The sequence below is a fragment of the Halobacillus sp. 12SKB genome (assembly GCF_052941655.1).
Window position 1 is genome coordinate 3,744,869 of sequence record NZ_JBRFWR010000001.1, and the last position, 12,075, is coordinate 3,756,943.

Genomic DNA, 12,075 nt, shown 5'->3' on the forward strand with positions numbered 1-12,075 from the left:
TCCCATCCCTTTCATCGACTTTCTCATTCATTTATTAAGTTCCACTTTTATCCTTTTCACCTTCGCATCATGGAATGGAAAATGGAATCAAACATCCGATCGGGCAGCACTTTTCTTAAGAACATATAAGGTTTGGCATACTTGCCGGCCGCATAACGTGTTTTCGGCTTTTTCGCTTCGATCGCTTTCTTCACTGTTTCTGCAATCACTATTGGTGAAGAGGATGCTCCCGTCATATTCTCAGTCATGTTAACGAAAGATCGTGTCATGTCTTTGTAGGCAGACGTTCCAGACGTTTTCTGTAAATTCTCGAGCATGATACCGGTCCATTCACTCTCAATACTCCCCGGCTGTATAACGACCACATCAATCCCAAACGGCGCCACCTCAAGCCGGAGACAGTCCGAATATCCTTCGAGTGCATGCTTGGATGCATGATACCAGGCTCCCATTGGTGTAAAAATTTTTCCACCCATGGATGAATTGTTGATGATTTTGCCTGACTGCTGTTTTCTCATATGGGGCAATACAAGTTGAGTCAATCGGCTCAATCCAAATAGATTAACGTCGAACTGGCGCTTCGCTTCCTCTAATGGTACGTCTTCCACAGCTCCATACGATCCATATCCAGCATTGTTGAACAGCACATCAATTTTTCCCTGTTCTTGAATAATCCGGTTCACCCCATCCACCATAGATGATTCATCAGTTACATCCATAGAAAGAATGTGAGCCCCTTGAGACTCGATTTCTTTCATCTTTTCCAAACGTCTTGCAGCTCCATAGACGATGTAGCCTTCTTCCAGCAACAGTTTTGCCGTTTCCATCCCCATCCCTGAAGAAGCCCCTGTAATCAGCACGACACCTTTTTCATCATTCTTCATTTCACATTCCTCCTCCTTCTAATCCCGAAGTGACACATGTATATAGATACACACTTGTGTCACTTATGTAAGCAAATTATAATGAGATTATCATCATAGGGTCAATGGTTTCTGATCAAGTGATACAGATATAAGAAAGTGTGACACTTGTTACAACACGCTCAATGGAGAGGAGAAATAGCAGGATGAATGACAAAAGCATGAACCCTATATCTATGAGGTCGAGGAAATGGATCATCGATGCTTTACTAAGACTTATGGAAGAAAAGCCTTATCACAAAATCACAGTCAAAGAAATTACCGAATCTGCCGAGCTCGTCCGGAAGACGTTCTATCGTAACTTCCAAAGCAAGGAAGAAGTCCTCCAAGAATACATTACAGGGTTGATGAATGAGGTTGAGAAAGAATTCGAAGCGCTTGAAGCCTTAACCCCTTACGCGATGGCTAAGCTTTATTTTGAATTTTGGCAGGAGCATATTGAATTCCTCAACCTGATCCAGAAAAACGACTTGTTTGTCATCCTTCTCAAACAGTTGGACGACTATCTGCCATCCTTGAATGAGAGATACAAAGCGGATATGATGGAAGGCTTTGATGAAACATTCCTGCAGTATTACACGGCATTCAATTCCGCAGGCATATGGCATATGCTCGAAAAATGGATTCATCATGGCGCCGTAGAGACTCCTGAGAAAATGGCTCAGATCTATTCAGATATTACATTGAATAACCCTCATTTGAAGAAGTGAGAACAGTGGTTTGCGTTTGTAACGCATAGGGAGGATGTTGAATTATGAAAAAATGGCTCAAGTATATATCGGTGGGTCTCCTGGGCCTGATCAGCATTGGAGTTCTCTTCTTTTTCATCTGGACTCAACAAACTTACGAACCTTCGGAAGAGATGACACGCCTGGTGGAAGAAGAACCCCACAATAAAGACGGATGGGTCGTACATGAACCCGGCGGTAAAGCTAAAGCAGGGTTCATCTTATATCCTGGAGCAAAGGTGGAACCAGAAGCCTACAGTTATCTGGCTCAGCAACTGGCAAACAGCGGATACGTTACAGGGGTTCCTGATGTAACGTTGAACCTACCTATATTAAGCACGAACAAAGCAAATGAATTGATGGACCGCTATCCTGATGTTGAAGCATGGTATGTGGGAGGCCATTCACTCGGTGGGGTCGCCGCTGCTTCTTTTGTCAAAAAGCATCCGGAGGAAACAGAGGGATTGATTCTTCTTGCTTCCTATCCCACGGAAGGAAGCAGCTTCGCCGATGCCGAAACCCCGATTCTATCGATATATGCAGAAAATGATGGGTTAACGACAGAAGCGAAAATAAAGGAGACAAAGCCACTGCTTTCAACGGACATCACTCTTCATAAAATTGAAAAAGGAAACCATGCCCAATTCGGTATGTATGGTCCACAAAAAGGAGATCTGCCTGCTGAAATCCCAGCGAAAACCCAGCAGGAAATCATCGCTCGAACCATCTATAAGTGGCTGGAAGATCAAATCTGACCCGCGAAAAAGCCCGGGTACCAACAGATGGCCCGGGCTTTCTTCTTTATTTCACACGGATGGACGTACCAATTAGGAGATTTCTTGCATCAATTCCAGGATTCAATTCATAAAGGTCCTGCACAGTCACTCCTTGATGAATACCAGCTATTCCATAAAGCGTATCGTAAGGAGCAATCGTATGATCGTGAGCATTCATATTTTCAGCCGGTGAAACCCGTACTTTCTGACCTGGCTGCAAATTCCATGGGTCGATGCCGGGATTTAATTCGAACAGCTCGGAAAGCGTAAGCCCTTCATGGAGGTTTGCAATGCTGTACAACGTACTTCCCGGTGTAACGGTATGAAATTCTTCATTCGGATAATCATCACTAACCATTTCGTCTGTTTTCACTGTAATTCGAGACCCAGGTTGAATGATATCTGCGTCAATCCCTGGATTCCATAGGAACAAATCATCAACGGTCACATCATCATATTGTTCGGCAAGGCTCCAAAGCGTTTCCCCTTTTTCGAAGGTCACTTGATAAGTTTCCGCAGAAACACCGGCAGTCCCAACCCCAAACGTCATCCCTAAAGCGAGTACAGGTACCAAAAGCTTCTTTTTGTTCATCCTTGGACCCTCCTTAAGGTAAAATGGCTTTCAGTATTTGTGTTTCGGTTTTCTCTGTCATCTAAACGTAATATTTTGAAAAATATCCAGTAATCCCCTAATCCGTGCAGGACAATACAAGAACCTGTAGAAAAGGGTAGAGACCATAGGAAAGCCACGTCATATTGTTGAAGGAGGAAGTCTATGCTGTGGTTGATTTTTGCTGTTCCAGGTCTGTTCATCCTTGTCACGCTTTTTTTCGACCGACGCAGAAATAAAGGAAGCAACCGTTTTGCAAATAAAGGGACTTTCGAGGATATGTATCGCCACTTTTCTGCCAAAGACAGAGCGGGAGACCCTAAACATTCTAAGCCCTTTTAAATCGTAGATGTTCAAAAAGAGATCGTTTCATTTAAAAGCGGGAAACCTAAATCCAAGATTTCCCGCTTCTGATTTTCGAACGGTAGAATAACTAATGATCCATTCCCTCCCTGGCCATTGGCCACTTCAAAATCATCAGGAGAGATAAAATAGCTAAGAATAGAAAAATAAACCGATACAGGATAATCTCCTATCATCCTACCAATGACCGCATAGAAAAAAGGTCACAGCTGAAATGAAGCACCATACCTTCCCGGTTCCAGCCCCAAGGTTTACCTTAATGGATAGACGACCTCTATCTCTTCCTCTTTTCGCAAGGCCTGATGATACCAATAATTATGATCAGCCCCATGAATACACAAAATCCTCTTGTCAGGATATTTTCTTATTGCGTGAACAACCCGTTTGACCATGATCTGGTGCCTGGCGTTCCAGACGATACCCTGGACCTCAGGATTTATGTTATGAATCCATTCATACATCTGTTCTGTAACCTGGTCATAAGAAGTAGAATTCAATGGAATCCGCCCATCATTCCATGTGGCCAGTTGCTTCTTATTCCAATCTTCCCATTCTTTCTCTAACTTTACCCTTTTCGGCTCATCATAGCGATCAAAAGGCTCTTCTTCGAATACATCCTCTTCAAACCAATTGACAGGGACAAAAGGAATGCCCTTTTCTTCACAATAAGGGAAAATCAGAGCAGGATACTCTTCCTGTGTTTCACCAAGGATTCCGTAAGGGTCTCCTTGGTGTATGTAAAGTTCCCAACTGGATGGGTGAACCTCCCCACAAATGACATCCGGCTCGAATTCTTCGATCAACTCTTTGACCAGGGATAATGGATAGTGATATTTTTTCTGCATTTCCTGGTCGTGTGTCATTCCTAAAATGCCTACTACATTCATTCGAATAGCTCCTCTCTCTTAATTACGGGTGGAGCGCCCTTGCCCTCTAATAAAACTGTACCTCAGGCAAAATCCCCATTCTTTTTACGTTCCCCAATCCATGTTTCTATTTCATTAGCGACTAGCTGCGGAGCATCCCGGTAAAGATCATGACCAGCCCCCGGTACACGAATGACATCGAAACACTTTATGTTTTCACTCAATGCTGCAGTAGCAGATTTGCGCATTTCCTCCATATCTTCTGGAGTCGTACCTCGAAGCAAAAGCACAGGAACATCCATTTTTGGTCTTACTTTTTCTACGGGTTCCGCTGCCATTCCCTTAATGACCGATCGAGCGGTGAAAATGGAAGCAGCCAAGCGGATTTCTCCATCGACTTCCTGTACTTGAGCTAACGATGCCTTTTGTAAATCCACCGACCACCGACCCAGCTCTTCTTTTTCAGCAGCTAGAAAAGCTCGTTCATTTTCAAAACGTATGTTTTCATAAAATGACTCGACCATTCGCAGCTCATCATCAAGATCCTCTTCATCTAAAGGTAAATATCCACCATCCAACAGGATCACCCCTTTCACCTTTTCAGGATAAGCGGCAGCATAATAAAACGCCAAGTGTGCTCCCCAAGAATGTCCAGCTAAATAGAAAGAGTCCTGTTCGGTACGTGCATCGATCTCATCAATCATTCGCGTCGGAAAGTAATCTTCTTCCGTTGCTTTCGGCGCTGTACCTCCATGACCTGGAAGATGGAAAGAAACGATATGGTACGCTGACAATTTTGAAGCCAATTCCCCGAATGACAGCCCTGTGCTTCCTAACCCGTGAACAAAGATGACCGTCTCCTTTTCCCTGTCACCCCACTCAAACAAGTTTTTCATACAACCTCTCCTTTTTACGAAAAAATCCAGCCATTCGAGACCATTCCCATGTTCCACAACCAATGAAAAACGATGGGTGGGTATAAACTCTCTGTCTTCCAAACGAGGACGGCATAATAGAATCCTGCTCCTACAAAAAGCAAGCTCATGAGGAGAGAGAATCCGATGGAAAGATGAATCAACCCAAACCCCAGACTGGTGATAATAATGGCGTAAGTGACAGATCCATACTTTTTTAAACTGGCAAATAAAACCCCTCTCCATATCCACTCTTCAAGAAGAGCGTTGACGATGGAAAATAGAAGGCCATACCCGAATAATAATTTCCAATCCGTCTCCGGTTCACCAATTAAAGTTGGAATAAAAACCATTAAAGAGATGAATAGCCCAATCAGCAAAAAGGAAGAGGCTTTGATTGAATGGTATGGAAAATCGAGACGCCTTTTCCAATCTGGCAACTGGAAGGGCAGCTTCACTTCTTTTTTATGTATCTTGAGAGGAAAATAAATGCCAAGAAGGATAAGGATCAGGAGAATCCTTTCTAGTACATGATTCCCCTGGACAGCTTCCCATTGGTTTGTAATCCCCTGCCATAATGCAAAGCCGCTGAGGAAACCGAGGAAAACATCTGCCATTACCCCCTCATCGGGACCCCTTCTTCGTATGAATAGGAAAAGAAGAAATAGAAAGAACGTCATCCACCATAGTTGTTCACTAATGAGGACAATGCCGGTTACAAAAAGCACACCTGTCACACGATCGAACGATCTCATACCACAACCTCATGATTGAAAAGCAAAGACTTCGTATTTTCCTTCAACGATTTCCACCCTTTCCCCTGCATATTTGCTCCGTAACTCGTTCTTTTTCCAGCAGATTTACTATCTTCTTTCCTTATGTACACCAGACAATAATTCGTATAGAAAAAGCCAGCACTCCTGCTGGCTTTTTATAACCTACACCTTCTTCAGAAGGATGTATTCTTATCAATGAAAGCCTCCGAATCCTCCATGATTGCCGTGATTTCTAGAGTGCTGACGAACTTCTTCCGTCCTGGTTTCAGCTTTATCATACCGTTTTTCAACAGAATTACGTTTTTGCTTGTTCATTTCATCACCGTAAAATTTGTTCCTGTTCCATCCGAAAGCATCGCGCAAAAACCCATATAACAGCGGCACAACCAACAAACCGATGAGGCCGAGAAAAGCCCACATGTGCGAAACCCTCCTTTTCTTCTTAATACAAGTACGGAAACCGATCAAGAAAAGTTTCAAATCTTTTCCTTTTTACATAATAGTCGGCCTAAATGGATCTGTCATTTATACCATTCTGGCTTTCACTATCTACAAATCATCCGGATTAATGATCGCAAGGACTTGATGGTCTTCCCACTTCCCATTGATCTTCACATTCTTCTTCGCAACCCCTTCTTTGTGAAATCCGGCTTTCTCAAGCACACGAATGGATGCTTTGTTGCGGGGCATGACCCCTGCTTCTATCCTATGTAATTGAAGATGATCGAAAGCATACGCAACAAGAAGTCTCACAGCCTCTGTCGTATAGCCTTTCCCATTGTAATCCTGATCGAGAAAATAACCGATGTATGCACTTTGTAATGACCCGCGGATGACCTGAAAAAGATTAACCGTCCCGATCAGCTGATCTGTATCCTTTCGGAATATACCGAAAAAGTAACCCTTGTCCCCCTCGCCTTCTTTATGAAGAGTTTCCAATCGGTTATTTTGACCCTCCAGCGTATAAAAGTCATCCGTTCTCACCATCGAGAACTGCTCAAAAAACGACCGATTCTTCTTTTCATACTGCAGCAATTGTTCGGCATCATGACTTATAAGTTCTCGAACATAGATCGCTTCTCCGTTGATCACATTCCGTCACCTCCCCCTGGTCCACCACGAAATCCTTTTTCTCTTGCCACCGCACGTTCCACTTCTTTTTCCTGCTCTGTCTTCCGAATGGGAGGCTGCCCCTTGCGTTTTTCAGACTTTCTCCTGTCCAAGAAAATCATAAAGGCAATGAACAAGACAAGAAACAATCCCCATAAAATGTTCGCAAGCATAACATCCCACCTTTCAAATACTGATTCCAGGAAAAACATCCCTTTTTCTATTATTTCAAAACATATCCATCCCATCAATAATACGACGCCACCTTCCCGGTGGCGTCTGAATCATTGGATATTCTTTTTGTCTTTACTGAGAACATAAACCTCATATTCGTCTTTTCTAATCGGAGCTGTTTTCTCTCCGGTTTGAATGAAGAGGTCAATCTCTTCTCTTATTTCTTCAGCGATTTCCCTTGAGGTTCGATCTGAACGATCAAGGGAAGTTTTAATTTTGATTTGCAGCGGATACGGATGGAAAGAAGAAGCAAAACCTGTGACTGGATATTGTTCCGATTCCATCATTGCCTGGGCAATATCGTTAATAGCTCCTGTCTCTCCCCACCGGATTTCTTGTTCCCTTGCCTTTTTCTCTACTTGACGGATATCAAGTTCTGGATCTTCGTTATATTCTCCCCCCTCTTCCAACAGGATGTCTTCTAAAAGATTTAACCTCGTCTCTGCTTCTGAAACGATGGCATTGATATACAACCCTTGGGTCGGATTCATTTGCACTTGGAGAGGGAACAAGAGCTCAAAATCTTCTTCCTGCAATCGTGTTGATATCTTCTCTTCCAGTTCCTTCGTATTTTTATAGAGCTGTTCCATTTCCTCTTCGGTCACATCCGACTGCTGGACTCTTTCTTCAAAAAGCTTCACAGAGACCGCATAGTCATGAAAGCCGTTATTTTCCAAATGTTCTTCAACGATTGTTTGGATTTCTTCTTTTCCACTACTCATCTCTATCAATTCAACGGTAACTTCCTTGTCATCCCTGCTGACCTGCATGTTCCCAATCTGATATCCTTCTTTTTCAAACGATTGGGTTGTTTCATTGAAAAACGTCTCCATCCTTTCCATCCGATCTTCTTCCTTCTCAATAAACTGACTGATATAAGGAATTTTTGCAACGACATGTTCCATAGCCGGTGTAAACAATAATCCACCTAATAAAAGAAGCACGACAGCAGCAGCCATCCAAAAACGACCAAACGTTCTTTTCTGACGAGCTTGCGGATGTTGCAAACGGTCTAACACCTGCTTCTGTTGCTCTTCTTCAAACTTCATCTGCTGAACCTTTTCAGGATACTTCCATCGGTTATTCAAAGACCTCTCCTCCCTTCAACATTCTCTTCAAACTGCTCCTTGCTCTGTGCAGCCTTGTTTTGACCGTATTCACATTGACACCTAACAACTCAGCGACTTCCTCCACGGATAATTCTTCGTAATAATAAAAGATGATGACCTCTCTTAACTTCACGGAAAGCTTCAGCACTTTTTGAAAGAGAACCTGATTTTCCTCTTCTTTTAATAATTGGTCACTAATACTGTTTGTTTCCTTTCCTTTTTCCATCTTCATCGGTTCAAATGGAATTAGATTTCGGAACGACCAACTTCTGACGTGGTCTTTGCAATGATTGACCGTTATGCGGTACACCCAGGTTTTGTAACTCGATCGATGTTCAAATGTATGTAAATGTTGATAACAGCGGATGAATACATCCTGCGCCAAATCCTCAGCCAGCTGCTGGTCTTTAACATAAGTAAAAGCAATTCTCACGACCATGTCCCCGTAGGATTCCATCAAGTCGACTAGTACTTCTTTATCTGTACTCCGCTCTGTTTGTTCCCCGTTCATAAGCTTCCCCCCTTTGTCATTACCTTTGACGAAATGGTTCATCAAGAGGTTCCATAAAATTCTTATGTGCTCATCTGAAGTCTATTCTTTTTACATGCATCCGGAAATTTCTTACTATGAAATTTATAAGGAGTGATAAGGATGAAAGAACAAGCGTGGACGAAAGAAGACATTCCTTCCCTGAAAGGTCAAATAGTGATTGTAACAGGAGGGAACAGCGGTTTAGGGTATGAATCTGTGAAAGTTCTTTCCAAGCGGGGAGCAACCGTCATTCTCGGCTCAAGGTCGATGGAACGGGGGCAGGAAGCCTTTCTATCCATTCAAAAGGAAAACCCGAATGCAGACATTGATGTCATGGCTCTCGATTTAAGTGATTTGGAATCAGTAAAGGCTTTTGCAGATGCCTTTAAGGAAAAGTACGACAGACTGGATCTTCTTCTGAACAATGCTGGAGTGATGACCACCCCATATGGGAAGACAAAAGATGGTTTTGAACAGCAGCTGGGCATCAATCACCTCGGTCATTTCGCACTGACAGGCCAATTGTTTGAGACATTAAAGAATACGCCAGATGCTAGAATTGTCAATATTTCAAGCAACGCCCATAAATCTGGAAAAATGAATTTCGATAACCTCATGTTTGAAGGTGGAAAAGGATACACACCTATGAAAGCGTATGCCCAGTCTAAGCTTGCCAATCTATTATTCACTCAAGAACTGCAACGAAAAATCACAGAGAATGGTTTAGATATCACCGTATCGGCTGCCCACCCCGGGATAGCAAGCACGAATCTTATGAGGCACATTGAAGATAAATTCCTCTTCAAGATTCTCGGACGTTTGCTTACACCAATGACCCAGGAAGCTTCAGAAGGAGCGCTACCTGGCTTAAGGGCAGCGACTGACCCTGACGTACAAGGAGGGGAATACTTTGGCCCCGGAGGCAGATGGGAAATGAAAGGTGCCCCTGTCGCCGTTTCTCCGATCACGAAATCTTACGATGTTATGGACGCCGATCAATTGTGGAAAGTATCCGAAGAACTTACCGGAGTCACCTATCCTTTCACTAAATAATCATAGATGATCAAAGCTGAAGGGGATATCCTCTTCAGCTTTTTTTAGAAATACAGACTCCCAGTTGAATAACCTTCCTTTATTTGGAATAATAAAAGCTATAAAACCATGGAGAGGAGCATGGCAATGTCCAAGAAAAAGACGTGGGGTCTAGCTTTTATTATCAGTCTCCTATCCATACTTACCATCTATGGACTGGCGATGGACTTCGAATTTTTGAAATATGAAGTTAATGAGCAGAATCAATTAGTTATATATGAAGGCATGAGCGGACCAAATCCAATCATTAACTCTGATGTAAGCAAGGAACAGGAAAGCCTGACTGTTTTAGGTTCCTATATGAGTCAATTCAACCAGTGGTTCCTTGCAGGCATACTAATCGCTCCATTTTTTATTGCCTCTTATTATCTATTGTTCAGTGAGAAGTGGATGGGGGACCACCCGAAGAAAAAGAAGTACCTTTCTTGGACACTTTCGGCGAATGGAGTGGTCATTACCATTGCGGTCTTTGTTTGGATCCACTACATCGAACTCGTGAACGAAGCCTACCATAACGTCTTGTTCTGAATCCTCCTTCTATATTGAAATCACGATGAAGGAACAGAACAACATACGCCCCCTCATTTCAAACCATAGGAACATAAACAAAGATGGAAGTCCTTCACAGACTTCCATCTTTTCTTTTACCCCGTTAAAATATCTTCTTCCGGATGTTTCACAAGATCCGGGGATTGCTTAGCAAAGGCAAACGCGAAGGTCAAAGGCCCCAGTTTTCCGATCAACATGGTCCCAATGATCATCACCTTACCTACTAAACTCAAGTCTCCTGTCAACCCCATGGAAAGTCCGACAGTCCCAAAGGCCGAAACACTCTCAAACAAAATCATTAAGAACGGAGCATCTTCCGTCAAATTCAAAACAAATGTCGTAAAAATGACCACACACATGCCCGCAATGGTTAGAGCCAGAGCTTTGAGAATGATGTGGGGAGAAAGACTACGTTGATAAATGGATGTATGCTGCCTGCTTTTGAAAAAGGAGATCGTCGCAAGCAGAATTGCCAGGGCCGTCGTCAACTTGATCCCGCCAGCCGTGGAGGCACTCCCTCCACCGATAAACATGAGTGTAATCATATAGAACAACGTGGATTCTTCCATCTGCCCGATATCTAAAGTATTAAATCCAGCCGTACGGGGGGTCACCGCCTGAAAATAAGAGGCTTGAATTTTACCCAGCGTCGAAAAATCAGCAATGGTGGCAGGATTATTGAATTCTAATAATAGAATCACTAAAAAACTGATGGTGTTCAGAACCAACGTACCTACAATCATCAACTTGGTTTGTAAGGCCAGACGATTGAACTCTTTCGTCCTCCACAGATCAAAAACCACGGTGAACCCGATGCCGCCGATGATAAATAATAGCGTGATGACAATATTGACAGCCGGATCTATGACATATCCGGATAGACTATCCGACCAAATCGAAAACCCGGCATTATTAAAGGCTGATATGGAATGAAACACACTTGCATAAATGCCTTGAAACCACCCATATTCAGGAACCCACCGGATCGACAAGAAAACGACAGCGATACTTTCTACAATTAATGAGAAGATGAGCAGCCGCTTCGCAAGCTTCACCACACCACCGATGGCCGATTGATTCAACGCCTGTTTAATAAGCAGCCGATGCTTGAGCCCAATCTTCTTACCGACAGCGATATAGATAAAGACGGCAAATGTCATTATGCCAAGGCCTCCCAGTTGAATAAGCATCATGATTACCACTTGTCCAAACATCGTAAAGGCTGTCGCCGTATCCAATACGATCAAGCCGGTTACTGTCATCGCAGAAGTGGATGTAAAGAGTGCATCAATAAAACTGATACCGTTTGTTGTCGCCATAGGAAGCATGAGCAATCCAGCGCCAAATAGAATAAGGACAACAAAAGTCACAATCAAAATTTGAGGTGGAGACCATGAATGACCTTTCATTTTCAGACCGCCATTTCTTCTATAGGATGATACTTATTGTATAGCGGTCCTCGTGTTTTATAAACATATTCTTTCAAATTTTAC

Annotated in this window: 16 protein-coding genes; 5 read left to right on the top strand and 11 right to left on the bottom strand. The window is 43.0% G+C overall.

What is annotated here, in order from left to right:
* Positions 1 to 56: 56 nt before the first annotated feature.
* Entirely contained in the window at positions 57 to 884 is an 828-nt protein-coding gene (locus tag ACQ4XT_RS18735) for an oxidoreductase (RefSeq protein ID WP_446855005.1), read from the bottom strand.
* Positions 885 to 1,069: 185 nt separating this feature from the next.
* Between ACQ4XT_RS18735 and ACQ4XT_RS18740 the strand changes: the two genes are divergently transcribed.
* Complete coding sequence (locus ACQ4XT_RS18740; protein ID WP_446855006.1) at positions 1,070 to 1,633, top strand: TetR/AcrR family transcriptional regulator; 564 nt, start codon at positions 1,070 to 1,072, stop codon at positions 1,631 to 1,633.
* Positions 1,634 to 1,677: 44 nt separating this feature from the next.
* Positions 1,678 to 2,406, top strand: a complete 729-nt coding sequence (locus ACQ4XT_RS18745; protein WP_446855009.1) for an alpha/beta hydrolase — start codon at positions 1,678 to 1,680, stop codon at positions 2,404 to 2,406.
* Positions 2,407 to 2,452: 46 nt separating this feature from the next.
* Here the strand turns inward: ACQ4XT_RS18745 and ACQ4XT_RS18750 are convergent, their stop codons facing one another.
* Positions 2,453 to 3,019, bottom strand: coding sequence for a LysM peptidoglycan-binding domain-containing protein (locus ACQ4XT_RS18750; protein WP_446855012.1), 567 nt, complete (start codon positions 3,017 to 3,019; stop codon positions 2,453 to 2,455).
* A gap of 183 nt (positions 3,020 to 3,202) precedes the next feature.
* Here ACQ4XT_RS18750 and ACQ4XT_RS18755 point away from each other — a divergent pair, with 183 nt between their 5' ends.
* Positions 3,203 to 3,379 carry a hypothetical protein gene (locus ACQ4XT_RS18755; RefSeq protein ID WP_446855014.1) on the top strand — a complete coding sequence of 59 codons (177 nt, stop codon included), beginning with the start codon at positions 3,203 to 3,205 and terminating at the stop codon, positions 3,377 to 3,379.
* A 272-nt stretch (positions 3,380 to 3,651) separates the two neighbouring features.
* Here the strand turns inward: ACQ4XT_RS18755 and ACQ4XT_RS18760 are convergent, their stop codons facing one another.
* The 8 genes from ACQ4XT_RS18760 to ACQ4XT_RS18795 form a co-directional block, all read right to left on the bottom strand.
* Positions 3,652 to 4,287, bottom strand: a complete 636-nt coding sequence (locus ACQ4XT_RS18760; protein ID WP_446855015.1) for a hypothetical protein — start codon at positions 4,285 to 4,287, stop codon at positions 3,652 to 3,654.
* Positions 4,288 to 4,349: 62 nt separating this feature from the next.
* Positions 4,350 to 5,162 carry an alpha/beta fold hydrolase gene (locus ACQ4XT_RS18765; protein ID WP_446855017.1) on the bottom strand — a complete coding sequence of 271 codons (813 nt, stop codon included), beginning with the start codon at positions 5,160 to 5,162 and terminating at the stop codon, positions 4,350 to 4,352.
* A 14-nt stretch (positions 5,163 to 5,176) separates the two neighbouring features.
* Entirely contained in the window at positions 5,177 to 5,935 is a 759-nt protein-coding gene (locus tag ACQ4XT_RS18770) for a CPBP family intramembrane glutamic endopeptidase (RefSeq protein WP_446855019.1), read from the bottom strand.
* Positions 5,936 to 6,148: 213 nt separating this feature from the next.
* A complete protein-coding gene (locus ACQ4XT_RS18775) occupies positions 6,149 to 6,376 on the bottom strand; it encodes a hypothetical protein (protein ID WP_446855020.1) in 228 nt (75 codons plus the stop codon).
* 129 nt (positions 6,377 to 6,505) lie between these two features.
* Positions 6,506 to 7,048, bottom strand: coding sequence for a GNAT family N-acetyltransferase (locus ACQ4XT_RS18780; RefSeq protein ID WP_446855022.1), 543 nt, complete (start codon positions 7,046 to 7,048; stop codon positions 6,506 to 6,508).
* Positions 7,045 to 7,239: a hypothetical protein gene (locus ACQ4XT_RS18785; protein WP_446855023.1), complete on the bottom strand. Its 195-nt coding sequence runs from the start codon at positions 7,237 to 7,239 to the stop codon at positions 7,045 to 7,047. The genes ACQ4XT_RS18780 and ACQ4XT_RS18785 overlap by 4 nt, the downstream gene beginning before the upstream one ends.
* Before the next feature lie 111 nt (positions 7,240 to 7,350).
* The gene (locus ACQ4XT_RS18790) at positions 7,351 to 8,388 is read right to left on the bottom strand and encodes a DUF4179 domain-containing protein (protein WP_446855025.1); all 1,038 of its coding nucleotides are present in this window, start codon (positions 8,386 to 8,388) and stop codon (positions 7,351 to 7,353) included.
* Complete coding sequence (locus tag ACQ4XT_RS18795) at positions 8,381 to 8,920, bottom strand: sigma-70 family RNA polymerase sigma factor (RefSeq protein ID WP_446855027.1); 540 nt, start codon at positions 8,918 to 8,920, stop codon at positions 8,381 to 8,383. Before ACQ4XT_RS18795 ends, ACQ4XT_RS18790 begins: the two co-directional genes overlap by 8 nt.
* A gap of 141 nt (positions 8,921 to 9,061) precedes the next feature.
* On the opposite strand from ACQ4XT_RS18795, the gene ACQ4XT_RS18800 reads away from it, so the two are divergent.
* Both ACQ4XT_RS18800 and ACQ4XT_RS18805 read left to right on the top strand, forming a co-directional pair.
* Entirely contained in the window at positions 9,062 to 9,994 is a 933-nt protein-coding gene (locus tag ACQ4XT_RS18800) for an oxidoreductase (protein ID WP_446855028.1), read from the top strand.
* 126 nt (positions 9,995 to 10,120) lie between these two features.
* The gene (locus ACQ4XT_RS18805; protein ID WP_446855030.1) at positions 10,121 to 10,561 is read left to right on the top strand and encodes a hypothetical protein; all 441 of its coding nucleotides are present in this window, start codon (positions 10,121 to 10,123) and stop codon (positions 10,559 to 10,561) included.
* A 116-nt stretch (positions 10,562 to 10,677) separates the two neighbouring features.
* On the opposite strand, the gene ACQ4XT_RS18810 is transcribed toward ACQ4XT_RS18805, so the two are convergent.
* A complete protein-coding gene (locus ACQ4XT_RS18810; RefSeq protein ID WP_446855031.1) occupies positions 10,678 to 11,991 on the bottom strand; it encodes a TrkH family potassium uptake protein in 1,314 nt (437 codons plus the stop codon).
* Positions 11,992 to 12,075: the final 84 nt, after the last annotated feature.